Below are 24,361 nucleotides of genomic sequence, written 5' to 3' on the forward strand. Positions count from 1 at the left end.
GACGCACGTCCCCCGTGCGAGGATCGGCCGTCATGGAGATCATCGACAGCGGCCACTTCCGCCCCGCCCCGGACGGCTCCCCCCACTACGCGGAGCACCTGAGCGTGCCCGCCCTGAGCTTCGGCACCTACTCGCTCCCGGCGGGCTCCGCCGACGACCAGTCGCCGCACCTCCAGGACGAGGTGTACGTCGTCACCCGGGGCCGCGCCCGCTTCACCTCCGGCGACCGCACCGTCGACGTCGGCCCCGGCAGCTCGCTCTTCGTTCCGGCCCGCGAACCGCACCGCTTCCACGACATCACCGAGGACCTGGTCGCCCTGGTCCTCTTCGCCCCGGCCTACGGCGGCGTCCCCGGCCCCGACGACCTGGCCTGACCGGGGCGCAGGACGACCTCGCCGCCGACGGGGGTGAAGCCGGCGGCGAGGAAGGCGCGCAGGGAGCGGGCGTTGCCCGGGGCGACGGCGGCGAAGACGGGGGTGCCGGCCGGGAGCAGGGTGAGGGCGTCGCGCAGCAGGGTGCGGCCGTGGCCCCGGCCGTCGGAGCGGGCATCGGGGCGGGTGTCGTGCAGTTCGACGCTGAGTTCGTGGCGGCCGGCCAGGCCGTGGGCGAGGGTGACCAGTCCGCGCCCGTCGCCGTGGACGGTGACGCGGGTGCGCTGGGAGCGGGCGAAGCGGACCCGCGGGTGGTCGTCGAGGCCGGGCAGCGGGCCGAGGCGGGGCGGGCCGCCGGTGGCGCGGGCGGTGAGGGTGGCGTCGGTGACGCCGATCCAGCCGTCCGGCCCGGCCAGGCGCAGCAGGAAGCGCGGGTCGAGCGAGCCCCCGTAGCCGTCCGCGCCGCCGTCCGCGACCCGGCGCGCGTCCAGGGCGGTGGCGACGACGGCGTGCCCGGTGAACGCCACCGAGCACTCCAGCCCGCCGGGCAGCGGCGGCAGCACCGTCACCCGCCCGTCCGCGGGCGGGAAGCGGCCGTCGGCGGCGGCCAGGAAGTACGCCAGCAGCGGGTGCGGTGCGCCGGTCACGGGTGGGTGGTGCCTCTCTTCGGCCTTGCGCGGGAAGGGAGTTGCCGCGGTAGGGACTGGCGGTGTGCCTGCGACCCTATCCGGCGGTCCGCCAGGTGCCGCGCCCGCCTCCCGGTGGGCCTATGATGCTGACCGACCTGCCGCCTCCCCCTGCCCCTGCGCGCCCCGCACGGCACCCGACGCCCTGGAGCCGTTGCCGATGGCCGCCACCTGCCCCTCGTGTTCGCTGGCCGACCGCACCGTGCCCGTCCCGGCAGCCCTGCGGGACCACGACGCCCCGCTGGACCGGCCGACCCGCAGGCTGCTGGAGGCGCCGTCCGAGTCGACCCGCAGGAGCGGCGGGATGACGATCCTGCTCGTGTTCGCCGCGTTCTCGACCCTGTCGACCCTGCGCGCCCTCGTGACGCTGATCTGGCCGGCGGCCGGACGGACGGCGGGCGATCTGCCCGTCGTCCTCCTTTCGGCCGCGTTCACGGCGGCCCTCTGCTGGGTGGCCTGGTGGGTGCGCCGTTCGGCCGACCGCCGCCGGACGGCGGGCGGGCGGCCGCTCTCCGACGAGCAGTGGCAACTGGCGCACGCGATCTGGCAGAGGGCCTGGCTGTGCCGGGGCTGCCGCGCGGTGTTCTTCCCGGCGGGCGCGTTCCAGCCGGATGCGCCGGCGTCCCGCGCACTGTCGTTCGAGCACTTCCACGCGTGGCTGGTCGAGACGGCGTGGCACGCCGGAGCGACGGATGCCGCCACGGGCCGCAGCCCCGCGGCGAACACCGGCTGACGCCGGGGCGCCGGGCCGGTCTCTCGCCGACCGGCCTGCCGTCGGATGCGCGGGCAGCGGGTTCTCACCCCTTGTCGGGAGCCCGCGTCGCCGAGCGCGGCCCGACGGGCAGCGCTCGGCGGACGGTACTCGGCGGACGGTACTCGGCGGACCGTGCGTCAGGCGACCGGGGAGGTGGCGCGCTCGACCTGCTGGGTGCCGGTGCGGGTGCGGTAGGAGCGGGTCCAGCGGGTGGTGGCGTCGGTCCTAGTGCGGTCGGAGAGGGCGTAGTAGTCCATCTGGGCGCGTTCGGGGGTGATGTCGAGGACGCCGTAGCCGTGCGAGTCGAGGTCGGTCCACTTGACGTGCCGGTTGGCGGCCTGGATCGCGGCGGCGGCGACCAGGGAGAGCGTGCCGGGGGCGACCTTGAGGATGTCGTCGATGTTGTCGCTGGTGACCGAGGTGACCACGAACTCGGTGGCGGCGCTGCCGGAGGCGGGGTAGGTGGCGGCCTCGAAGGGGACGTCGCAGGCCCAGGCGGAGTGGATGTCGCCGGTGAGGAAGACGGTGTTGGTGATGCGGTGGTCCTTGAGGTGGGCGAGCAGTTCGCGCCGGTCGTGGGTGTAGCCGTCCCACTGGTCGACGTTGACGGCGAGGCCCTCGCCGGGCAGGCCGAGCAGTTGGGCGAGCGGCCGGAGCAGGTGGTCGGGCAGCGAGAGGAAGGCCACCGGGGAGATCATCACCTCGTTGCCGACCAGCCGCCAGGTGGTGTCGGAGGCGGCCAGCCCGGCCTTGAGCCAGTCGAGTTGGGCCCGGCCGGTGAGGGTGCGGTCGGCGGAGTCGACCCGGCCGTCGCCGACCGCGGCCTGCTGGGAGCGGAACGAGCGCAGGTCGAGCAGGTGCAGGTCGGCGAGCTTGCCGTAGCGCAGCCGCCGGTAGGTGGTGCCGGCCACGGACGGGCGCACCGGCATCCACTCGAAGTACGCCTGTTTGGCGGCGGCGGCCCGGGCGGACCAGTCGCCCTCGGTGCCGGGGGTGTGGTTCTCGGCGCCGCCGGACCAGGCGTCGTTGGCGAACTCGTGGTCGTCCCAGATCGCGATGGTGGGGACGGCGGCGTGCAGCGCCTGGAGGTCGGCGTCGGTCTTGTAGCGGCCGTGCCGGGTGCGGTAGTCGGCGAGGGTGAGGATCTCGTGGGCGGGGGCGTGCGGGCGCACCACGGTGCCGCGGGTGCCGTACGCGCCGCTCGCGTACTCGTAGATGTAGTCGCCGAGGAAGAGGAAGGCGTCCAGGTCGCCGCGGGCGGCGAGGTGGCGGTAGGCGGCGAAGTAGCCGGCCTCCCAGTTGGCGCAGGAGGCGACGCCCAGGCGCAGCCGGTCGGGGGCGGCGTCGGCGGCGGGGGTGGTGCGGGTGCGGCCGACGGGGGAGGTCGCGCCGTCGGCGAGGAAGCGGTACCAGTAGGCGGTGTCGGGCCGCAGGCCGCGGACGTCGGCCTTGACGGTGTGGTCGGTGGCGGCGCCGGTGGTGACGGCGCCGGTGGCGACGACGGTGGTGAAGTCCCGGTCGGTGGCGAGCTGCCAGCGGACGGCGGTGTCGGGGCCGAGCCCGGAGCCGGGCAGGGCGTCGGCGGTGGGGGTGAGGCGGGTCCACAGCAGGACGCCGTCGGGCAGCGGGTCGCCGGAGGCGACGCCGTGCAGGAACCGGGGGGTGTCGGCGGCGTCGGCCCGGCCGGCCGGGGCGGTGAGCGGCAGGGCGAGGGCCCCGGCGGTGAGGGCGGCGGCCTGGATCACCCGGCGGCGCGGCGGACGGGGCGCGGCGGTGGCGTTGGTGGTGTCGGTCACGTCACCCGAGACTTACCGACGGGTAACGGCTTGTCCAGGGGGCGGTCTGACTGTTCGTCAATCCTTCACCCGGTGACGCGGAGCCCAACGGAGCCCAACGGAGCCCCACGGAGCCCCACGCCCCAGGCCCGCCCGCCCCGTCCGCCGCCCGCCCCCGTCCGCCGGTCGGCCCTCACAGCCGGTCGGCGTCGAGCACCGCCCGGACGAACTCGCCGGGCGCCTCCTGCGGCAGGTTGTGGCCGACGCCGTCGACGGTGCGGTGCAGGTACGGTCCGACGAACCGGTCGCGGTAGCTGCGGCCCCGGCCGGGCGCGGTGAACGGGTCGAGGGCGGGGTCGAGCACCACGGCGGGCACGGTGATCACCGGCCGGTCGGCGAGCCGCCGCTCGTCGGCGTCGTAGCGGCGTTCGCCGCCGGCCAGGCCCAGCCGCCAGCGGTAGTTGTGCGCCACGATCTCCGGGTAGTCGGGGTTGTCGAAGGCGGTGGCGGTGCGGTCGAAGACCTGCTCCTCGAACTGCCAGCCGGGCGAGACCGTCTGCCACACCAGCCGGCACAGGTCGCGGCGCAGCCGGCGGTCGAGCAGGGCGCGGCGTCCGCGTTCGGTGGTGAAGTAGTACTGGTACCACCAGGCGTGTTCGGCCTCCGCGCCCAGCGGGTCGGCCTGGGCGTGGACGTCGGTGATCAGGTAGCCGCCCACCGACACCAGGGCCTTGACCCGGTCGGGCCGCAGCGCGGCGACGATCGCGGCCGTCCGGGCGCCCCAGTCGAATCCGGCCAGCAGGGCGCTGCTGACCCCGAGCGCGTCCAGCAGGGCGATCAGGTCCCGGGCGACGGCGGCCTGTTGGGCGTTGCGCGGGATCTGTTCGGAGCGGAACCTGGTCCGGCCGTGGCCCCGCAGGTAGGGCACCAGGACCCGGTAGCCGCGCGCCGCCAGCAGCGGGGCCGCCTCGGCGAAGCTGTGGATGTCGTAGGGCCAGCCGTGCAGGCAGACCACCACCGGGCCGTCGGGCGGGCCGCACTCCGCGTAGCAGACGTTCAGGTCCCCGGCAACCACCTGCCTGAGCGTCCACGGCACCGCCAGCCCGTCCGAGAGCACCGCCCCGTACGGCGCCGTGCGCGGCGGCACGACGTACGCGGGCGCCGGGTGCGCCGGTGCCGAGTAGGCCGGCACCATGTACGCCGGTGCCGGGTAGCCGTGCGCCCCGTACCCCTGGGTCTCGTACCCGTGCGTCTCGTACGTCGGCACCGCGTAGGCCGGTGCCGGGTAGCCCTGGGCCTCGTACGCCTGGGGCCCGTACGCCTGGGCTCCGTACTCCTGGGCCGGGTAGGCCCGTCCGCCCGCCGCGGCCGTGAACAGCCCGGCGCCGGCCGCGACCCCCGCCCGGTGGAAGCTCCGCCTGTCCATCCGTCAGCCCTCCACCCGTGTCCAGCCGTCCGTCGTTCCGTCAGCAAGGATGCCGGAGAACCGCGTTGACCAGGACGAAGGCGCGCCGATCGGACATTTCGGTCATTCGCGTGCGCAAACGCCCAAACCGTCCGCGCGGGGTTCCGCGCGGACGGTCCGGGCCGAACGGCGTGGCGCTCAGCAGCCGTTGAGGACGTTGGTGAGCGCGGTCTTCTCGGCGCTGTCCACGGACAGCTTGTAGTAGTACTTCACCTGCACCCAGGCCCGGACGTAGGTGCAGCGGTAGCCGGTCACCGAGGGCAGCCACTCGGCCGGGTCCTTGTCGCCCTTGGCCTGGTTGACGCTGTCGGTGACGGCGAGCAGTTGGGGGCGGGTCAGGTCGTTGGCGAAGGCCTGGCGCTGGGCGGTGGTCCAGGCGGAGGCGCCGGAGTCCCAGGCCTCGGCGAGCGGCACCAGGTGGTCGATGTCCAGGTCGGAGGCGGCGTGCCAGGTGGCGCCGTCGTACGGGGAGAACCAGGTGCCGGAGGTGGCGGCGCAGTTGGCGTCGGTGACCACGCCGGAGCCGTCGCGCTTGAGCACGGTCTCGCGGGTGTTGCAGGTGCCGGAGATGGTGATCCAGAGCGGGAACAGGTCACGGTCGTAGCCGGTGCGGTTCTCGGCCTTGACGGTCAGCTGGGCCAGGTAGCTGCGGGCGGTGGCGGCGGAGACCGGGGTGGGCAGCGCGGCCTCGGCGGTGCCGGTGCCGATGGTGACGGCTCCGGCGGCGAGGACGGAGGTGGTGGCGAAGGCGGCGAAACGGCGGAGGAAACGATTCGGCACGGGGGTACTCCTGGACTCGACGGGGGACGGGGGCAACAGGTGTGGCGCAGCGGGCAGGGCAAGGCAGGGCGGAGCAGGGCAGGGCGGCGCGCAAGTGGCGCTGCGGGAAGGCGCGTTGGGCCCTGCCCCCGGTTCCGAGCCAGCGTGGCAGCCGATTGTCTATGCGGGTAGATACCGTGTCGTGAAGATTGCATTGCCACCGTGTGGCGATCACGGCACGCGAGGTGAACGCCCGCCACCGGAACGGCCCCGGCAGCACTGCCTGATGCTCGATCAACTATTTTGTTAATCAGGAGAGTTGCGGCTCGCCATGCGACCGGTGGAGCACCCCCGGAGCGCCGACCGCTCCCCTTGACCGGCCCCGGCCGTTGATCTACCTTCGTGCCTCGCCACGAGTTCCGGTGCCACGCCCGGACCGACCACGACCGGGAGGACGAGGGTGCCCACGGCTCTGTACAGCCGCCGCCACATCGACCTGCTCATGGTCTCCAGTTCGCTCTGTCGCTGAGCACGACAGCCGCCCCCCGCCCACCGGCGGCCCGGCGGCGCCCGTCCCGCCGCTCACCAGGCCCCGCGCCCGCCCCGCGTCCAGCGTGCCCGCCGCGTCCCGCGCCCGCGCCGCTGCCGCGCCGCCGGCGACCGCCGCCGCACCCGCGCACCCGCGAACCCGGAGACCGTCCATGCACAAGTCCCCTGCCCGACACGGCCGTTCGACCGTCGCCATACCCACCCCGGCGCCCCGCCGACGCGCCACCACCGCGCTCGCGCTGAGCGCCGCCGTCCTGGTCTCCGCCACCGCCTGCACCAGCGCCAAGGCCGGCGGCTCCGCCTCCGGCGGCGGCGCGGCCTCCGTGCTGACCATCGGCACCACCGACCAGATCGTCAGCCTCGACCCGGCGGGCTCCTGGGACGCCGGCTCCGGCACCATCGCGGACGAGGTCTACTCCCCGCTGCTCAGCGCCAGGAACGGCACCTCGGACGTCTCGCCGAACCTGGCCACCGACGTCAAGCTGACCGCGCCCACCCAGTACACGGCCACCCTCAAGCCCGGCCTGAAGTTCGCCAACGGCCACGATCTGACCTCGTCCGACGTCAAGTTCAGCTTCGACCGGCAGCTGCGGATCGCCGACAAGAACGGCCCGTCCTCGCTCCTCTACAACCTCGCCTCGGTCGCCGCCCCGGACCCGGCCACGGTCGTGTTCACCCTCAAGTCGGCCGACGACAGCCTCTTCCCGCAGGTGCTCTCCACCGGCGCCGGCTTCGTCCTGGACGAGGAGGTCTTCCCCGCCGACAAGGTCCTCGACGACGACGCCGTGGTCAAGGGCAGGCCCTGGGACGGCCCCTACGGCATCACCAGCTACGCCAAGAACTCGCTCGTCGCCTTCGAGGCCAACTCCGCCTACCGGGGCCAGCTGGGCACGCCGAAGACCGCGCAGGTCCGGCTCAAGTACTACACCGACCCGAACAACCTGAAGCTGGACGTCCAGCAGGGCGGCATCGACGCCGTCTACCGCACCCTGCCCACCGCCGACCTCCAGGACCTCTCCGGCAAGAAGGACGTCACCGTCCACACCGGCTCCGGCAACGGCATCCGCTACCTGGTCTTCGACTTCAAGACCCAGCCCTACGGCAGCGCGACCGGCCAGGCCGACCCGGCCAAGGCGCTCGCCGTCCGGCAGGCCGTCGCCCACTCCGTCGACCGGGCCCAACTCGCCTCACAGGTCTACAAGAACACCTTCGAGCCGCTCTACACCTCGGTGCCGGACGGCATCACCGGCGCCACCCCGTCCTTCAAGAAGCTCTACGGCGACAAGAACGGCGGACCCGCCAAGGACGCCGCCGCCGCCGTGCTCGCCGCCGCCGGCGTCAGCACCCCGGTCGACCTCCACCTCCAGTACAACACCGACCACTACGGCTCCTCCTCGGCCGACGAGTACGCCCTGGTCAAGACCCAGCTGGAGGCCACCGGCCTGTTCAAGGTCGACCTCCAGTCCACCGCGTGGTCCCAGTACGGCAAGGACCGGGTCGCCGACCTCTACCCGCTCTACCAGCTCGGCTGGTACGCCGACTACCTGGACGCCGACAACTACGTCGGCTCGTTCTTCTCCCACGACAGCTGGGTCAACAGCGGCTACGACGACCCGGCCGTGCAGGCCCTGATCAAGCAGGAGGAGACCGAGACCGACCCGGCCGCCCGCACCCGGCAGATCGAGCAGGTGCAGGACGCCACCGCCGCGCAGGTGCCGCTGCTGCCGCTGCTCCAGGGGTCCACCGCGATCGTCACCCGGGCCGGCGTGCAGGGCGTGCCCGAGCGGCTGAACAGCGCCTACCGGTTCCGCTGGGCCGAGCTCAGCAAGAGCTGACCCCCGCCGACCGGCGCACCCCGAGCACCCGAGAGATCCCGCCATGACGCTCGCCCCACCCCTGGGCGGACGCGGACGCCAGGAGCACGGCCGACCCCTGTCGGCTGTGCTCCGCTCGCCGCTGGCCCGCTACCTGGCCGTCCGCCTCCTGCTCGTCGTCCCGACCGTCTTCCTGCTGCTCACCACGGTCTTCTTCCTGATGCGGGCCACCGGCGACCCGGTCACCACCGCCTTCGCCGACCGGCTCACCCCAGCCCAGCTCCAGCAGAAACTGCACGCGGCCGGCTACGACCGGCCGCTGCTCACCCAGTACCTGGACTACCTGCGGCAGACCGCTACCGGCGACTTCGGCCGCACCGCCACCGACAACCAGGCCGTCTCCGCGGTGCTGCGCACCTACGGCGCGGCCACCCTCGAACTCGCCTGCTGGGCCCTGCTGGTGGCCGTCGCCGTGGGCGTCCCGCTGGGCGCGGTCGCGGCCCGCCACCGCGACCGCGCCCCGGACGCCGTGCTGCGCCTGGCCGCCGTCCTCGGCTACGCCACGCCGGTCTTCTTCGTCGGGCTGCTGCTCAAACTGGTCTTCGCGGTCGGGCTCGGCTGGCTGCCGGTCTCCGGCCGCGCCTCGATCCAGGTCGAACTGGAGTTGCAGAACCTGTCCAGCACCACCGGCCTCTACCTGGTCGACGCGGTGCGCAGCGGCGACGGCGCGGCGGTGGCCGACGTGCTGCGGCACGGCGTGCTGCCCGGGCTGGCCCTCGGCCTGCTGCTGGCCGGCGTGCTGCTGCGGCTGGTGCGCACCCACCTGATCGCCACCCTGGACACCGAGTACGTGGCGGCGGCGCGCTCGCGCGGCGTCGGCGGCCTGCGCCTGGTCACCCGGCACGCCGCCCGGCCCGCGCTGATCCCGGTGGTGACGGTGCTCGGCCTCCAGGTGGCCGGGCTGCTCGGCGGGGCGGTGCTCACCGAGACCACCTTCGAGTGGAAGGGCCTGGGCTATCAGCTGGCCCACTACCTGACCGTGCGCGACTTCGTCGCCGTCCAGGGCATCGTCGCGCTGTTCGCGGTGGTGGTCGCGGTGGTCAACTTCCTGGTGGACGCGCTGGCCGCGCTGATCGACCCCCGGGTGAGGTACTGATGTCCGAGCCGTCCCGCACGTCCCCGCCGTCCCGTCCGCCCGAGCCGTCCCGTTCCTCCGAGCCGTCCCGTCCGCCCGGTGCGGGCCGTGCGTCCGGTGCGGACCGCCCGTCCGGTGCGGACCGTCCGTCCTGGCCGTCCCGGCGGCTGGTGTCCCGGCTGGTGCCGCAGCGGGTGCGCGGCAGCGTCGGCCTCCAGCGCGGCATGCTGCTGGCGGGGGCCGGGCTCACCGCGCTGTTCCTCCTCACCGCCCTCCTCGCGCCCTGGCTCGCGCCCTGGGGCCACGCCCAACTCCAGGACGGCGGGGAGCTGTTCGGCTCGCAGCAGCCGCCCGGCCACGGCCACCCGCTGGGCACCACCGTCGGCGGCTACGACGTGCTCGCGCGCACCCTGTGGGGCACCCGGACCGCCGTGGCCGTCATCGCGCTCTCGCTGGTGCTGTCGGCGCTGCCCGGCACCCTGCTCGGCCTGGTCTCCGGGTACCTGGGCGGCTGGCCGGACCGGCTGCTGGTGGGAGTCGCCGACGCGCTGTACGCCTTTCCCTCGCTGCTGCTGGCCATCGTGCTGTCCATCGTGATCAGCGGCGGGCGCTCCAGCCTGGTCGGCGGCCTGACGGCGGCGGCCTGCTCGGTGGCGCTGGTCTTCGTGCCGCAGTACTTCCGGGTGGTGCGCGCCGAGGTGCTGCGGGTCAAGGCCGAGCCCTTCGTGGAGGCCGCCCGGGTGATTGGCACCGGCCGCCTGCGGATCATGTTCCGGCACGTGCTGCGCAACTCGGTGCGCACCCTGCCGCTGCTGCTCACGCTGAACGCCGCCGAGTCCGTCCTCACCCTGGCCGGCCTCGGCTTCCTCGGCTTCGGCATCGAGCCCAACTCCGCCGCCGAGTGGGGCTACGACCTGAACCGCTCCGTCCCCGACGTCACCTCGGGCATCTGGTGGACGGCACTCGCCCCGGGCACCGCCACGGTCCTCGCCGTCCTCGGCGTGACCCTGCTGGGCGAGAGCCTCAACGACCTCGCCGATCCGCGCCTGCGCCGCCGCCGGGCGCCGCGCACCGCCCCCGCCGGGACCGCCGCGCCGGTCGCCGCCGCCCCGGCGGTCGTCGACGCGGTCGTCGACGTGCCCACCGCCCCGCCCGCGGTCGCGCCCGCCCCGCCCGCCGTCCCGCTCGCCGACACCCCGGAGCAGAGCCGTGCCTGAGCCCGAGACGCCGCCCACGGAGCTGCTCCGGATCGAGGACCTGCACGTGTCGTTCGCCACCGACAGCGGGCCGGCCCTCGCCGTCCGGGGCGTGGACCTGTCGGTGGCGGCCGGGGAGGCGGTGGCGCTGGTCGGCGAGAGCGGCAGCGGGAAGACCGTCACCGCCCGCAGCGTGCTCGGGCTGCTGCCCGAGTCGGCCGCCGCCCGGGGACGGGTGCTGCTCGACCACGGGGACGCCGGGCCGGTGGACGTGCTGACCGCGGACCGCCGCACGCTGCGGGCGCTGCGCGGGACGGCGGCGGCCATGGTCTTCCAGGAGCCCGCCACCGCGCTGAACCCGGTGCACCCGATCGGCTGGCAGCTCACCGAGGGCCTGCGCGCGCACGGCCGGGGCACCCGCGCCGAGCGGCGCGCCCGCGCGGTCGAACTGCTGGGGCAGGTCGGCATCCCCGAGCCCGAGCGGCGGGCCGGCCACTACCCGCACCAGCTGTCGGGCGGTCAGCAGCAGCGCGCCGTCATCGCGATGGCCCTCGCCCTGGGGGCCCGGCTGCTGGTCGCGGACGAGCCCACCACCGCGCTGGACGTGACCGTGCAGGCCGAGATCCTCGACCTGCTGCGCCGCTGCCGGGACGAGTTGGGCACGGCGCTGCTGCTGATCACCCACAACATGGGGGTGGTGGCCGACCTGGCCGACCGCGTCGCGGTGATGCGCGAGGGCCGGATCGTGGAGCAGGCCCCCGTCCGCGAGCTGTTCGCCGCGCCGCAGCACCCGTACACCGTCCAGCTCCTCTCGGCGGTACCGGACTTCGGGAAGGCGGCGCCCCGACCGGCCCGGCCCGCCGACGGGGGCGTCCCACCGGTGGTCGCGGCCCGCGGCCTGACCGTCGAGTACCAGGGGCGGCCGGGCCGCCGGGCGTTCCGGGCCGTGGACGGGGTGGACCTGGAGATCGGCGCGGGCGAGGTGCTGGGGCTGGTCGGCGAGAGCGGCAGCGGCAAGACCATCATCGGGCGCGCCCTCGCCGGGCTCACCGCCGTCAGCGGCGGCACCCTCAGCGTCCTCGGCGAGACGCTCCGCACCGGCCCGCGCCGCCGCGCCGGCGGCACCGCGGCCGGTCGCGGCGGCCGGCTCGGCTACGTCTTCCAGGACCCGGCCACCAGTTTCAACCCGCACCTGACCATCGGCGCCTGCGTGGCCGAACCGCTGCGGGTGCACCGGCCCGAGCTGGACGGGGCCGCCGTCGCCGCGCGCGTCCGGGAGCTGCTGGAGCAGGTCCGGCTGCCGGCCGGGACGGCCGAACGGCACCCGCACGAACTCAGCGGCGGCCAGCGCCAACGCGCCTCGCTGGCACGGGCGCTGGCCCTCGACCCGGCGCTGGTGATCGCCGACGAGCCGACCTCCGCGCTGGACGTCTCGGTGCAGGCGCAGGTGCTGGAGCTGTTCACCCGGCTCCAGCGCGAGCTGGGCTTCGCCGCCCTGTTCGTCAGCCACGACCTGGCCGTGGTGGAGCGGGTGGCCGACCGGGTCGCCGTGCTGCACCGCGGCCGGGTGGTCGAGTCCGGGCCCACCGCCCGGGTGCTCGGCGACCCGCAGCACCCGTACACCCGGCGGCTGATCGCCTCGCTGCCGGTGCCCGACCCGGACCGCCAGGCCCGGCGGCGCGCCGCCCGCCCCCTCCCCCTCCCGCGAACAGGAGCCACCGCCCCATGACGGACCGCACCGCACCGGGCCCTGCCGATCCGAGCTCCGCCGATCCGAGCCCCGCCGACCCGGCCCACCTTGAAAGTTCCACCGGTTCCGACGGCTCCGCCGATTCCGCCGGTTCGGCCGGTTCCCCGCCGGCCGGTTCCCCGCAGGCCGTCGTCCGGGAGGTCCTGCGCCGCAGCCCGGTGTTCGACGGCCACAACGACCTGCCGGTCGCCCTGCGGGCCCGCAGCGGCGGCTCGGTGGCCGAGCTGGACCGGCACCGGCCCGAACTCCACACCGACCTGGCCCGGTTGCGCGCGGGCGGGGTCGGCGCGCAGTTCTGGTCGGTCTACGTCCCCTCCGACCTGCCCGAACCGGTGGCCGCCGTCGCCACCCTGGAGCAGATCGACCTGACCCACCGGCTGATCGCCCACTACCCGGGGCAGTTTCGCCTGGCCGTGACGGCCGGCCAGGTCGAGGCGGCGATCGCCGACGGCCGGATCGCCTCGCTGCTCGGCATCGAGGGCGGCCACTCGCTGGCCTCCTCGCTCGGCGTGCTGCGTGCCTACGCCCGGCTGGGCGTCCGCTACCTGACGCTCACCCACAACCACCACACGACGTGGGCCGACTCCGCCACCGACCCCGGCTCCCCCGGTGTCGGCGGCCTCTCGGCGGCGGGGCTGGCCGTGGTCGCCGAGCTGAACCGGATCGGCGTGCTGGTCGACCTCTCGCACACCGCCGAGTCCACCCAGCGGGCCGCCCTGGCCGCCTCCACCGCCCCGGTGATCTTCAGCCACTCCTCCTGCCGCGCCGTGAACGACCATCCGCGCAACGTCTCCGACGAGGTCCTGGCGCTGCTCCCGGCCAACGGCGGGGTGGTCCAGCTGACCTTCGTGCCCGACTTCATCTCGCCCGAAGTCTCCTCCTGGCGGGCCGAGTTGGCTGCCGAACGGGAGCGCCTCGACCTGCCCCCGGCGTCCTGGAGCTGGCCCCGCCACCCGGCCCCGGGCGAGAGCCCGGCCGCCGTGGCCGGGGAGGTCGCCGCCGCCTTCGCCGCCGGTCCGGGCGGTCCCCCGCCGCCCGAGCTCAAGCGCTGGCTGGACGCCCACCCGCGCCCCGAGGCCACCGCCGCCCAGGTCGCCGACCACGTCGAGCGCGCCCGGGAGGTCGCGGGCCCGGACCACATCGGCCTCGGCGGCGACTACGACGGCGTCGACCGGCAGCCGGTCGACCTGCCCGACGTGTCCGGCTACCCCCGCCTCCTGAACGAACTGGCCGAACGCGGTTGGTCCGCAACGGAGTTGGAGGCACTGACCGGCCGCAACGTGCTGCGGGTGCTGCGCGAGGCCGAACGCCGGGCCGAGGAACCGCTCTGGCCCTGAAGGTCGTTCCGCACCGCCGAGCCCGGGGGCTCCGGTTCGCGCGGGACCGGTTCAACTCTTGTACGCGGCAACACTCTTGACATAAACATGACCGGCTGGCTTCATGAATCCTGCCCGTTGTGGGAGCGCTCCCAGACCACCCGCTGGGCGTCCTGACCGACGTCGCGAAACGAGAGAGGTCTCTCCGTGCCCGGTTCCGTTCTCGTCCGAACGCTGCGCGCCGCGCTGACGGCGTTCACCCTGGTGGCCGCGGCCACCGTCCTCCCGGTGGCCGCGGCCGGCCCGGCCGGTGCCAACACCACCATCTGCGACACATTCGGCAGCACCCCCGTCTCGAACGGCGCGTACATCGTGCAGAACAACGAGTGGGGCGACTCGATCCAGCAGTGCATCGACGTCTCCGACAACGGCTTCCGGGTCACCACCGGCAACCACAACGTGGGCACCGGAGGGGCCCCCGCCGCCTACCCGTCCATCTACGCCGGCTGCCACTACGGCAACTGCTCGACCGGCAACGGCCTGCCGCAGCAGGTGTCCTCGTTCACCAACCCGCAGTCCAGCGTCGCCTTCAGCACCGCCGCCGGGTCCTGGGACGCCGCGTACGACATCTGGTTCGACAGCCACCCCAACCCCACCGGGCAGAACGACGGCGAGGAGCTGATGATCTGGGCCAACCACCAGGGCCCGCCGGCGCCGTTCGGGTCGAAGGTCGGCACGGTGTCACTGGAGGGCGCGACCTGGGACGTCTGGGAGGGCCGGCAGGGCGGCAGCCCCGCCTGGAACACCGTCTCGTACGTGCGCCAGTCCGGCACCAACGCGATCACCGTGAACATCAAGGACTTCACCGACGACTCGATCCGCCGCGGCTACCTCCAGCCGTCCTGGTACATGACCAGCGTCCAGTTCGGCTTCGAGCCCTGGCAGGGCGGCCCCGGCCTCGCGGTGAACTCCTTCTCCTACACGCCCAACGGCAGCGGCGGCAACAACGGCGGTGGCGGCGGCGGTGGCAAGAGCATCGTGGGTCAGGGCAGCGGACGCTGCCTGGACGACCAGGAGGGCGGCACCGCGGACGGCACCCCCGTCCAGCTGTACGACTGCTACACCGGCGCGGGCAGCTGGCCCAACCAGCAGTGGACCTGGTCGAACGGCGCCCTGGTCAACACCACGTCCGGCAAGTGCCTGGACGTCGCGGGCGGCCGCACCGACAACGGCACCCAGGTGCGGCTGTGGAGCTGCAACGGGCTCGGCGCCCAGAAGTGGCAGGCCAATGCGAACGGCACCCTGACCAACCCCAACTCCGGCAAGTGCCTGGACGCGGTCGGACGGGGCACCGCGAACGGCACCCCGCTGCAGATCTGGGACTGCTACGGCGGGGGCGGCACCCAGCCCAACCAGGTCTGGACCTTCCGCTGAAGGCCGTCGCAGCAGGGGGCGGCAGGGCGGGCTGAAGCGCGCTCCGCCCCGGCGTTCCCTCCGGCCCGGACGAGGTAGTGCACGGGGGCGACGGCCCGCACCGCGTGGTGCGGGCCGTCGCTCTCCTGTCGGCAGCCGCGCAGACCCCGTGGTTCTCCACGCGGGCGGAGGCGAGCTCGACGCGGGCCCGCACGGCGGGTGGTACGAGGACGGCCCTAGGAAACCCGTTCGGGGTCCCCCCACTCCCGGACGGCCACCTCGTCGCCGACCGACAGCTTTCCCGGTGTCAGCACGGAGAACTTCGCCCCGAACACCACGCCGCCGCTCGCGGCCCGCCGGTAGCCCGCGAGGGTGCGCAGCGGCTCCGGACCCCGGCGCGCCCCGGTCTCCTGTTCCACCAGGGTGACGGCGCAGCGCACCGTGAGTTTGGCGTGGCCCGACTCGTCCGCGCCGATGGTGAGGCGGCGCGCCCGGTCCTCGGCGTGCGGGACGGCCGCCCAGTCGTCGCCGTGGCCCTCGCAGTCGTGGCCCTCGCAGTCGTGGCCTTCGCAGTCGTGGCCCTCGCAGTCGTGGCCGTGGCTGCCGACGACGACGATGTTCGGGCGGAAGCGGTTCACCGGCAGGGGCGGGGTACCCCGTTCGGCCAGCCGCCGGTCGAGGAGGGCCGGCGAGGCGCGGGACGGCACCCGGACCAGGCGGCTGGGGATGCCGAGGAACTCCGAGAGCCAGGCGGCGACTTCGCCGCCCTGGTCGATGCCCCGGAAGGCGGTGCCGAACAGGTCGACGTCGCGGCGGGGCGCGGTCGTCGTCACGTCGAGGCGCACCGTGCCGAAGCGGTCCCTACCGTCGGCCGGGGCGAGGGTGAGCCGGGTCCCGTCGGGGCTGACGGCGGGCCGGACCAGGGCGAGGCGGGGGTGGCGGCGCTGGGTGCGGTAGGTGCCGTCCTCGCCGACGACCATGAAGCTGCGGTCGTGCGCGAGGCCCGCCGGCGTCAGGAACGCCTCGGTCGCCGACGTGCCCGCGCACCCCTTCACGGGATGGCAGATCAGCTCCGCGACGCCGGCCATCCGCCGCCCCCCTTCGGTCGACAGCCACCCCAAGGCTTGTCCCGTCACGGTCGAGCGGCTGTGTGCCGAGCAGCTGCGTCAGGCAGCTCTGCGGCCGACGGTCCTCGGTCCGTCCGACGCACGGATGCCCCGGACCGCCTCGGCCGGCCGGAGGCCGCGGCGCCGCCGAGCCGCGCTACAGGGAGTCCGCTACAGGAAGTTGTTGGGCCAGATCATGGTGCGCCACATGTGCGCCGAGGGCGAGTCGTCGAACCCCAGCCCTTCGCGGGGCTGTCGGAAGCAGCGGCCGAGCTCGTCCTCGAACTCGCTGATGTCGATCGCCTCGGCCGGGTCGAAGTCGAAGGTGTAGAGGTCGTTGAGGGTGACCAGCCGCGCCGTCATGTACCAGCGGTGGGCACGGGCCTGACGGTAGGCGTGCCGCACGTGCTCGGGCGGGCGGTAGTCGGCGCCGAAGAACGCGTCGTAGGCCTGCGGGTAGTCGTAGCCCACCGCGGGGTCGGGGAAGAAGCGGAGGACCTCGTGCTGGCGGATCGCCCAGGCGACCTCCTCGCTGACGTAGGGGGCGACCAGTTGGGCGCCCCAGTGCCCGTGGTGGCTGCGCAGCAGGCCGCCGACGGCGATGTCGTGCAGCAGGCAGGCGGTGACCACCGCGTCGCCGAGGTCGAGGGCGCGGGCGCGGCGGGCGCTGTGGATCAGGTGCAGGGCGGTGAAAGGATCCTGCGCGAGCCGCAGGCGGAAGAAGTCCGCCAGGGTGGGCCTGGCGGGCATCGGTGGCAGCGCCGGGTTGTCGCCCATCATGTAGACGCGGTCCGCGCCGAGCCGGGCGAGGGTCTGGGCACCGTCGATGTGGTGGTCGGTGCCCAAGGTGGCGGCGGCGGGCAGCGCGATCATGCGCTCCAGCCCTTCCTGCCCGGTGCCGGTGCCGGTGCCTCCGGCTGTCGCTGGTGGGAGTGCGCGCTGCGCGGGAGCGCTCTCGGACGGGCCGCGGTACGGGTCATGGGTCAACATCATGATCGTTCCAACGAGGATCCCGCGGCCAGGTCACCGAAGCCGGGGCGAGGCGCTGGAGCGGGTGGAGGGGACCTCCGCGTTCCGGCTGGGCCGGGTGGAGCCGGAGCGGGTGCCGCCGAACCCGCCGACGACGCCGACGAGGGCCGGCCGGGTCCGAAGGCACCGAGGGTGGAGCGAACGCGGGGCCGTGGTGCGCGGCGCTGCTGCCGCCGGTGGTGCGACGCCTGACCGGCGGCCTGCTCCACGGCCCCGACCGCGGTCTCCCGGCCCCGTGACCACCCGTTCACCCGGCACCGCCTGACGGTCGACGGACCGCCGCTCCGGACCGACGGCAGCGGGTGCCCGAGCGGCGGAAAGCGGCCCGCCGCCGGGCATCACCCGGTGCCGGCGGGCCCCCGGGCGACCGCGCGTCCCGGACCGGACGGCCCTGGCCGGTCTCATCCAGGTGCTGCGGACCGGTGCCGCGTGGCTCCGACGTCCCCGCGCAGGGCGACGACCGGTCAGTGCCGCGTCCCCGACCTCACCGGGCGGAACGCCTCGCCCGGTCGCGACGCCCGGCCACCACTGACTGCGGCCGGTCGGCGGTGGCGGCTGCGGCGGCGGCGGCGATATCGGATTGACCGGCGCGGCGGGCTCCGCCCATCATCCCCCCATGGAACACGGGCTGCCGCGGGGGCTGTTGAACGTGGTCGACATCGAGGCCACCTGCTGGGACGGGCAGCCGCCGCCCGGCCAGGTCAGCGAGATCATCGAGATCGGGCTGACGGTGGTGGACCTCGACTCCCTGGAGCGGGTCGGCCGGCACCGCGTCCTGGTCCGCCCCCGGCGCTCGACCGTCAGCGCCTTCTGCACCGAACTGACCGGCCTGACCGGCCCCGAGGTGGAGACCGGCCTGCCGTTCTCCACCGCCTGCCGCCTGCTGGCCGCCGAGCACCGGGCGGGCGAGCGGCCCTGGGCCAGTTGGGGCGACTACGACCAGCGGCAGTTCACCCGCCAGTGCCGGGCCACGGGCACCGCGTACCCGTTCGGCCACCGGTACACCAACGCCAAGGCGGTCTTCACGGACGCCCGCGGCCTGCGCCGGCGCCCGGGCATGGCGCAGGCCCTCGAACTGGCCGGCCTCCCGCTGGAGGGCCGCCACCACAGCGGCGCGGACGACGCCTGGAACATCGCCGCCCTCGTCCTCACCCTGGCCCGCTCCGGCCACTGGCCGCCGGACGCCGCGCCCGGACGCAGCCCGATGAGCCCGGTCGCGGCCTGCGGTGACGGCCGCCCGAGTTGACTGTCGGTCAAGGCGCCTAGGGTGATCACATGAGTTCCTCCCTGAGCCCCTTCCTGATCGACACCGCCGCCGTGCGCGGCCTGGTCGGCTCCGGCGACGAGCAGTTGCTCCGGATGATCGGCGAGCGCTTCGGCGCCCGCCTCGCCGCGGACGACGACTGGTTCTCCGACGAGATAGCGGAGGGCGCGCCGACCGCCGCGGAGGCGCTGCACGCGGTGGTGCACGGCGGCCCCTACCCGGCGGACTCCTCGTACGTCTTCCCGTACGGCTACGCCTACAAGCGCCTGTGTGAGCTGACCGGCAGTTTCCTGGACAACTCCGGCTTCTCGCCGTTCCGCGGCTCCTGGCTGGAGACGGTCGACGAGGGCCTGCGGGCGCTGCGGATCACGGCGGTCTCGGTGGCCGAGTTCGGCTACCACGGGGGCCTGCCGAGCGGGATCCCCTCGGACGACCTGCCGCGCTGCGGCGAGTGGACGCACGAGCAGTGCCTGGCCGCGCTGGAGCAGTTCGAGCAGACCGAGCGGGACGGCCACGCCCCGTCGCTGGAGCCCGCCGTGGCGGACGCCGTCTCCGACGTCGTCGGCTGGCTGCGCCAGGTGGAGAAGCGCCCGGGCTTCGGCGTCGTCGGCTTCGTCTTCTGAGCCGCCGCCCGGAACCGGACCTCAACGGCCGGGACCGGATCAGCGGCCGGGCCTCAGCGGCCCGCCCCGGGGACGTCCCGGGCGTGGGCGGCGGCCAGCAGCCGGTAGCCCTCTCCGTTGGCCCGGATGCCGGCCCGTTCCTCCTCGGTGAGTTCGCGCTTGACCTTCGCGGGGACGCCGGCGACCAGCGACCCGGGCGGCACCCGCATGCCCTGCGGGACGACCGCGCCGGCCGCGACCAGCGAACCGGCCCCGATCCGGGCGCCGTTGAGCACGGTGGCGCTCATCCCGATCAGCACGTCGTCCTCGACCGTGCAGCCGTGCAGGACGGCGTTGTGGCCGACCGAGACCCGCTCCCCGAGGACGGCGGGGAAGGACGGGTCGGCGTGGACGGTGCAGTTGTCCTGGATGTTGGTCAGCGCGCCGACGCTGATCCGCTCGGCGTCCCCGCGCAGCACCGCCCCGTACCAGACGCTGGCCCCGACGGCGACGGTCACCGCCCCGACCACGACCGCCCCGGGCGCGACGAACGCGTCGGGGTCGACCTGCGGGTGCAGTCCGCCGACGGCGGCGATCAGGGGTTCGGCCACGGTGGCACCTCCGGTACGGGACGGACGCGACGACGGAACGGCAGGACGGCGGAGCGCTGGGACGACGGCGTCCGCCGCCCCGGCCCAGTCTTCCGTACCCACCGGTAGCCCGGGTACCCGCCCCCGCCCTACCCCCGTCGGGTCGGCCAGTGGTCGAGCGGCAGCGGCCCCCGGGACCGGACGGTGCGGATGGCGAAGGTGGAGCGGGCGTCGCGGACCGGGCCGACCGCGAGGATCTCGTCCAGCAGCACCTGCTCGTAGGCGGCCAGGTCCGGGACGGCGATCTCCACCAGGAAGTCCGCCTCGCCCGACACCACGTGGCAGGCGACCACCGCCGGGATCGCGCACAGCGACTCCTCGATGTGCCGCGAGGTCTCCCGCGAGTGCTGCTCCACCCGCAGCGCCACGAACACCGTCAGCCCCAACCCGACGCGCTCCCGGTCGAGTTCGGCCCGGTACCCGGCGATCACCCCGTCCGCCTCCAGCGCCTTCGTCCGGCGCAACGCGGAGGAGGGCGAGAGCCGGACGGCCTCGGCGAGGTCGACGTTGGGCGTCCGGCCGTGGCGCTGGAGGTGGGCCAGGATGGCGCGGTCGATGCGGTCGTACTGCGGGCTCGGCATGCCCCGCACCCTAGTGCTCCGGCACGGGGTGCCGCGAAACGTCCGGCGCGCGGCAGGATCTGCCGTCCGGGCCCCGTCGCGGCGCGGATTTCGCCAGCGGGTGCCGCGCGATCGGGGCCAGGATCGGGGCATGACCGACACCCCGTCCGCGCCCCGCCCCCGTCCCCGCCTCCGCTTCCTCACCTCCCGGGCCTCCCGGGCCTCCTCCCGTCCGGCCGCCCTGCTGTCCACCGCCGGGGCGTCCGCGCTGTACATCGGTGCGCTGCTCGGCCCGAGCCTGCTGCTCCTGCCGGGGCTCGCGGCGCGGGCGGCGGGCCCGGCCTCGCTGGTGGCGTGGCTGGGGCTGCTGGCGCTGTCCGGGCTGATCGCGACGGTGTTCTGCGGGCTGGGCACCCGGCTGGGGTCGTCCGGCGGGGTGGCCGGGTACACGGCGGCCGGGCTGGGGGCGCGGGCGGGCCGGGCCGCGGGGTGGTGCTTCCTGGCGGGGGTGGTCGCGGGGGCGCCGGTGGTCTGCCTGATCGGCGGGAGCTACGCGGCGGCGGCCGTCGGTGCGGACGGGGGCGCGGCCGTCCGGGCGGGGCTGGTGCTGCTGGCGGTGGTGCTGGCGGTGCGGCTGCTGGGGGTGCGCACCGGTGCCGGGCTGCAACTGGTGCTGGTGTCCGCCCTGGTGGGGCTGGTGCTGTTCGCGGTGATCGGCGCGGCTCCGGCGGCCCGGTCCGCGCACTGGACGCCGTTCCTGCCGCACGGTTGGACGGGCGTCGCGCAGGCCGCGCCGCCGCTGATGTTCGCGTTCGTCGGGTGGGAGGCCGCCGCCTCGCTGACCACCCGGCTGCGCGACCCGCGCCGCCAACTGCGCCGGGTGGTGCTGATCGCCTTCGCCGTGACCTCGCTGCTCTGCCTGGGCCTGGCCGCCGCGACGGTCGCCGTGCTCGGCCCGGGCGCGGGCGGTTCCGTGCCGCTCGCCGACCTGATGCGCGCCGCGATCGGCGACCGGGGCCCGCTGCTGGCCGCGGGCGCGGCCCTGGTCCTGACCCTGGCCGCCACCAACACCTATCTGACCGGCGCCGCCGCCCTGCTGGACGCCCTGCTCCCGTCCGGTGCGGCGGCCGGCCGGCGCGGTGCGCTCGCGGTACCGGCCGCGACCGCGCTCATCGGCGTCCCGCTGTTCGCCCTGGTCGGCCGGGGCGTGCTGACCACCGCTCAGCTGGTGGCGGTCCCCACCGCCCTGTTCCTCACCGTCTACCTGACCTGCACGGCCTCGGCGGTCCGGGTCCTGACCGGCGCGCCGCGCCTGGCTGCGGCCGCGAGCTGCCCGGCGGTCCTGGCCCTGCTGCTCGGGACCGGCTGGCCGGTGCTGGCCGCGGCGGCGGTGGCCCTGACCGCGGCCGCCACGGACCGAACGGGCGACCGATCCGCGTTCGAACGTTCCGCCGCAGCTCGGGAGGGTTCACCGGCCGGTGGGGTTTGACCCCGAACGACTACCGCGCACCACCGGAACGGTCCGATGATCGGGCAATGGACCATGCCGCGGGCGCGTACCCGCCGCCCCTGTCCCTGCCCCCGCTCCCGCCGCTCCCGCCCTTGCCTCCGCTGCCCTCCCTGCCCCTGCCGCACCACCCGCCCTGGCCGTGGCCGTGGCACTGCCACCACCCGGCACCGACGCCCACCCCGACCCCCGCCCCGACGCCGACACCCGCGCCGCACCCGTCGCCAACTCCCGTTCCCACCCCCGCACCCACTGCGCACCCGACGCCGCTCCCGGCCCCGGCCCCGACGCCCGTCGCCTCGTACCCGACGCCCCTCCGCACCCCGTCCGCCTCGCCCCACCCACAGCCCCAGGCTGCGGCCCCGGCCCCGGCCCCGGCGGCCGCCGCTCCGGCGGCGAGCCCGTCGCCCCCGGTGGCCGCCCCCGCCCCGACCCCCGGCACCGCCTCCTCGACCCTGGTCGCCGCCCCGCCGCCGGAGGCCCCGGCCGGGCCGGGCCCGCTCGAACCCTCGGTCTGGGCGACCGTCCTGCTCGTCACCGTCCTGCTGCCGGCCGCGCTCGCGGCCCTCGCCGGGCAGCACTTCGTGTTCTCCAGGAGGAGACGTTGAACCTTGCTCCGTTGCTCGGCGCCCTCGGGGCGCTGGTGCTCGCGGTGGGCGCGCTCGCGGTGGCGAACCGGCTGCGCCCCGAGGTCCCGGCGGGCGAGCCGTTCCCGGAACCGCACCCCACGCTCGGGGCGATCGGGTCCGGGCTGCTGTCCGGGTTCACCCTGCTGACGGGCTTCCTGATCGCCACCGGCTGGGCCGCCCGCAGCACCGGCATCGTCCCGCCCGACGGCCTGTACATCGCCGACCTCGCGGCGGGCGGCGCCGTCCTGCTCTACCCGTCGCTGGCGGGGCTGCCGTTCACCCCCCGGTACGTCACGGCGGTGTGCCTGTTCGGGCTGCTGGTCGGCTACGTGATGGTGACGGCCGTCCAGCTCCGGCCCTGACCGGCGCGGGGCGGGCGGAGCGGGCGGGGCGGAACGGAAGGGTGCCCCGCCGGCCCTCGGGTGGGGGGTGGCCGGCGGGGCTGGGGAGGGTGGTTCAGGAGGTGGTGCAGGCGGTGCCGTTCAGCGTGAAGGCGGTCGGGGTGGTGTTGTTCGACCCGTAGGTCGCCTGCAGGCCGAAGCCGGTGGACGCACCCGCCGCCAGGGTGCCGTTGTAGCCGAGGTCGGTGGCGGTGACGGCGGCCCCGCTCTGGGTGACCTTGGCGTTCCAGGCGCTGGTGACCTTCTGGTCGCCGGGGAACGTCCAGCGGAGCGTCCAGCCGGAGATCGCGGCGGAGCCGGTGTTCTTCACCGTCACGTCGGCGGTGAAGCCGCCCGCCCAGGAGTTGGCCCGGTACGCGATCGAGCAGGACGCGTTCCCGGTCGGCGGCTGGGAGGTCGGAGGCTGCGAGGTCGGCGGCTGGGACGTCGGCGGCTGCGAGGTGGGCGGCTGCGAGGACGGCGACGGGGACGGCGTGCTCGGGTCGGGCGCGTTCTGCGCCAGCTGGTAGGCGATGTCGGGGACGAACGTCCCGGCCGCGGCGGCGCAGCCGTCGGCCTCGCCCGGGGGCTTGATCCACAGGAAGGCGTCGACGGCGCTGTCGTTGGTCGCGGCGGTCGGGTAGTTGCCGATCCGGCGGCCGGACGGGTCGCACCAGGCGCTGCCCGCCGGGCCGTTGCCGTTGCGGCTGGTGTCGATGACGGCGTGCAGGTTGCCGGGGTTGCCGAGGGCGTTCAGCACGTTGCGGGCGAAGGAGCTCTCGTTGGCGGTGGTGTTGAAGTTGGAGACGTTGGTGAAGAAGCCGTCCGCGTTCAGCACGCCCGCGCCGCGCAGCCGGTTGGCCTGCTCGGCGGCGGAGTTCCAGGTGGAGTGGCCGCCGTCGAGGTAGACCTTGGCGTTCGGGTTGGCGGCGTGGAGGGTGGTGACGGCGCGGGCCAGCGAGGCGAACCGGTCGTTCTGCTGCTGGGCGCTCAGGCAGGTGGTGAGCGCGATCGAGTCGGGCTCCAGCACCACCACAGCGCGCGAACTGCCCAGCCCGGCGGCGAACTTGCCGACCCACGCGTCGTACGAGGGCAGGTCGGGCGCGCCGCCGGCGGAGGCGCCGCCGCAGTCCCGGTTGGGGATCGCGTAGGCCACCAGCACCGGCACCTGGCCGGCCTGGGCGGCGGCCGAGGTGACCGCGCGGACGTCGGAGGTGACGCTGTCGGGGCGGTAGTTGGAGAACCAGATGCCCTGCGGCTGGCTGGCGATCCGCTTGGAGATCACCTGGGTGCGGGAGTCCCCGGGGTTGGCGGCGACCCACTTGACGACCTGCGAGGTCGGGTCCTTGTAGAACTGGGTGTCGGCGGCGAGGCTGCCCTGCACGGCCGCGCCCGCGCCGCCCTGGGCGGCGACCACCAGGCCGACGGCCGAGGTCGCGGCGGCGAGGGCGAGGGCGGCGGCCCGACGGGTCGGCCGGACGGGCGGGACGGGGGTGTGCCGGTGCGGGTCGGGGGTGTGCACGGTGTCCTCCGGTGGGGTGCTCTCGGGTGGGAGAGGCGGACGGCAGCCGGGTGGGGGGCATGCTGACCGGGGCCGATGCGGGAGCCGGAGCGTGGGAGCGCTCCCGCAACGAACCGCGCCCGATGCTAG

22 protein-coding genes and 1 pseudogene are annotated in these 24,361 nt (G+C 75.1%); 14 read left to right on the forward strand and 9 right to left on the reverse strand.

Going from position 1 to position 24,361, the window contains the following annotated elements; translation table 11 throughout:
* Positions 1–32 precede the first annotated feature (32 nt).
* Positions 33–374 (forward strand): cupin domain-containing protein, encoded by a 342-nt coding sequence (locus tag K353_RS00380; protein ID WP_111551513.1) that lies wholly within the window; start codon positions 33–35, stop codon positions 372–374.
* Here K353_RS00380 and K353_RS00385 read toward each other — a convergent pair.
* Complete coding sequence (locus K353_RS00385) at positions 338–1,018, reverse strand: hypothetical protein (RefSeq protein ID WP_111551514.1); 681 nt, start codon at positions 1,016–1,018, stop codon at positions 338–340. The two genes, K353_RS00380 and K353_RS00385, sit on opposite strands and share 37 nt — an antisense overlap.
* A gap of 343 nt (positions 1,019–1,361) precedes the next feature.
* On the opposite strand from K353_RS00385, the gene K353_RS00390 reads away from it, so the two are divergent.
* A complete protein-coding gene (locus tag K353_RS00390; protein ID WP_146616356.1) occupies positions 1,362–1,790 on the forward strand; it encodes a hypothetical protein in 429 nt (142 codons plus the stop codon).
* Positions 1,791–1,948: 158 nt separating this feature from the next.
* Here K353_RS00390 and K353_RS00395 read toward each other — a convergent pair whose 3' ends face one another.
* The 3 genes from K353_RS00395 to K353_RS00405 all read right to left on the reverse strand — a co-directional run bounded on the left by K353_RS00395 (position 1,949) and on the right by K353_RS00405 (position 5,759).
* Positions 1,949–3,607, reverse strand: coding sequence for an alkaline phosphatase (locus K353_RS00395; protein WP_111551516.1), 1,659 nt, complete (start codon positions 3,605–3,607; stop codon positions 1,949–1,951).
* Positions 3,608–3,779: 172 nt separating this feature from the next.
* Positions 3,780–5,012: an alpha/beta fold hydrolase gene (locus K353_RS00400; protein WP_233533264.1), complete on the reverse strand. Its 1,233-nt coding sequence runs from the start codon at positions 5,010–5,012 to the stop codon at positions 3,780–3,782.
* A gap of 177 nt (positions 5,013–5,189) precedes the next feature.
* On the reverse strand, positions 5,190–5,759 hold the full coding sequence (locus K353_RS00405) for an HNH endonuclease family protein (RefSeq protein ID WP_370447543.1): 570 nt from the start codon (positions 5,757–5,759) through the stop codon (positions 5,190–5,192).
* A 752-nt stretch (positions 5,760–6,511) separates the two neighbouring features.
* Here K353_RS00405 and K353_RS00410 point away from each other — a divergent pair.
* The 6 genes from K353_RS00410 (at position 6,512) to K353_RS00435 (ending at position 15,004) form a co-directional block, all read left to right on the forward strand.
* Positions 6,512–8,194 carry an ABC transporter substrate-binding protein gene (locus K353_RS00410; protein ID WP_111551518.1) on the forward strand — a complete coding sequence of 561 codons (1,683 nt, stop codon included), beginning with the start codon at positions 6,512–6,514 and terminating at the stop codon, positions 8,192–8,194.
* 43 nt (positions 8,195–8,237) lie between these two features.
* A complete protein-coding gene (locus K353_RS00415) occupies positions 8,238–9,329 on the forward strand; it encodes an ABC transporter permease (RefSeq protein ID WP_233533265.1) in 1,092 nt (363 codons plus the stop codon).
* 161 nt (positions 9,330–9,490) lie between these two features.
* A complete protein-coding gene (locus K353_RS00420; protein WP_233533266.1) occupies positions 9,491–10,525 on the forward strand; it encodes an ABC transporter permease in 1,035 nt (344 codons plus the stop codon).
* Positions 10,518–12,233, forward strand: coding sequence for an ABC transporter ATP-binding protein (locus tag K353_RS00425; RefSeq protein ID WP_111551521.1), 1,716 nt, complete (start codon positions 10,518–10,520; stop codon positions 12,231–12,233). Before K353_RS00420 ends, K353_RS00425 begins: the two co-directional genes overlap by 8 nt.
* Positions 12,230–13,591, forward strand: a complete 1,362-nt coding sequence (locus K353_RS00430; protein ID WP_111551522.1) for a dipeptidase — start codon at positions 12,230–12,232, stop codon at positions 13,589–13,591. Before K353_RS00425 ends, K353_RS00430 begins: the two co-directional genes overlap by 4 nt.
* A 186-nt stretch (positions 13,592–13,777) precedes the next feature.
* Positions 13,778–15,004, forward strand: a complete 1,227-nt coding sequence (locus tag K353_RS00435) for a ricin-type beta-trefoil lectin domain protein (protein WP_111551523.1) — start codon at positions 13,778–13,780, stop codon at positions 15,002–15,004.
* 215 nt (positions 15,005–15,219) lie between these two features.
* Here the strand turns inward: K353_RS00435 and K353_RS00440 are convergent, their stop codons facing one another.
* Positions 15,220–16,071, reverse strand: coding sequence for an MOSC domain-containing protein (locus tag K353_RS00440; protein ID WP_111551524.1), 852 nt, complete (start codon positions 16,069–16,071; stop codon positions 15,220–15,222).
* A 189-nt stretch (positions 16,072–16,260) separates the two neighbouring features.
* Complete coding sequence (locus tag K353_RS00445; RefSeq protein WP_146616357.1) at positions 16,261–17,082, reverse strand: hypothetical protein; 822 nt, start codon at positions 17,080–17,082, stop codon at positions 16,261–16,263.
* Positions 17,083–17,446: 364 nt separating this feature from the next.
* Between K353_RS00445 and K353_RS37070 the strand changes: the two are divergent.
* The 3 genes and pseudogenes from K353_RS37070 to K353_RS00455 all read left to right on the forward strand — a co-directional run.
* Positions 17,447–17,551 (forward strand): annotated as a pseudogene (locus tag K353_RS37070) (IS5/IS1182 family transposase); the annotation flags it as partial.
* 183 nt (positions 17,552–17,734) lie between these two features.
* Positions 17,735–18,364, forward strand: a complete 630-nt coding sequence (locus tag K353_RS00450) for a 3'-5' exonuclease (protein WP_111551526.1) — start codon at positions 17,735–17,737, stop codon at positions 18,362–18,364.
* A gap of 29 nt (positions 18,365–18,393) precedes the next feature.
* Positions 18,394–19,005 carry a hypothetical protein gene (locus K353_RS00455; protein WP_111551527.1) on the forward strand — a complete coding sequence of 204 codons (612 nt, stop codon included), beginning with the start codon at positions 18,394–18,396 and terminating at the stop codon, positions 19,003–19,005.
* 53 nt (positions 19,006–19,058) lie between these two features.
* Here the strand turns inward: K353_RS00455 and K353_RS00460 are convergent, their stop codons facing one another.
* The gene (locus K353_RS00460) at positions 19,059–19,595 is read right to left on the reverse strand and encodes a gamma carbonic anhydrase family protein (protein ID WP_111551528.1); all 537 of its coding nucleotides are present in this window, start codon (positions 19,593–19,595) and stop codon (positions 19,059–19,061) included.
* A 128-nt stretch (positions 19,596–19,723) separates the two neighbouring features.
* Complete coding sequence (locus K353_RS00465) at positions 19,724–20,215, reverse strand: Lrp/AsnC family transcriptional regulator (protein WP_111551824.1); 492 nt, start codon at positions 20,213–20,215, stop codon at positions 19,724–19,726.
* Positions 20,216–20,345: 130 nt separating this feature from the next.
* Here K353_RS00465 and K353_RS00470 point away from each other — a divergent pair, with 130 nt between their 5' ends.
* From K353_RS00470 to K353_RS00485, 3 genes are all read left to right on the forward strand, one after another.
* Positions 20,346–21,683 (forward strand): APC family permease, encoded by a 1,338-nt coding sequence (locus tag K353_RS00470; RefSeq protein ID WP_233533267.1) that lies wholly within the window; start codon positions 20,346–20,348, stop codon positions 21,681–21,683.
* Positions 21,684–22,114: 431 nt separating this feature from the next.
* Positions 22,115–22,309 carry a hypothetical protein gene (locus tag K353_RS00480; protein ID WP_111551530.1) on the forward strand — a complete coding sequence of 65 codons (195 nt, stop codon included), beginning with the start codon at positions 22,115–22,117 and terminating at the stop codon, positions 22,307–22,309.
* Entirely contained in the window at positions 22,306–22,692 is a 387-nt protein-coding gene (locus K353_RS00485; protein WP_146616358.1) for a hypothetical protein, read from the forward strand. Before K353_RS00480 ends, K353_RS00485 begins: the two co-directional genes overlap by 4 nt.
* 94 nt (positions 22,693–22,786) lie before the next feature.
* On the opposite strand, the gene K353_RS00490 is transcribed toward K353_RS00485, so the two are convergent.
* On the reverse strand, positions 22,787–24,232 hold the full coding sequence (locus K353_RS00490; RefSeq protein ID WP_111551532.1) for a glycoside hydrolase family 6 protein: 1,446 nt from the start codon (positions 24,230–24,232) through the stop codon (positions 22,787–22,789).
* Positions 24,233–24,361: the final 129 nt, after the last annotated feature.

The organism is Kitasatospora sp. SolWspMP-SS2h (assembly GCF_003259315.1).
GTDB lineage: Bacteria > Actinomycetota > Actinomycetes > Streptomycetales > Streptomycetaceae > Kitasatospora > Kitasatospora fiedleri.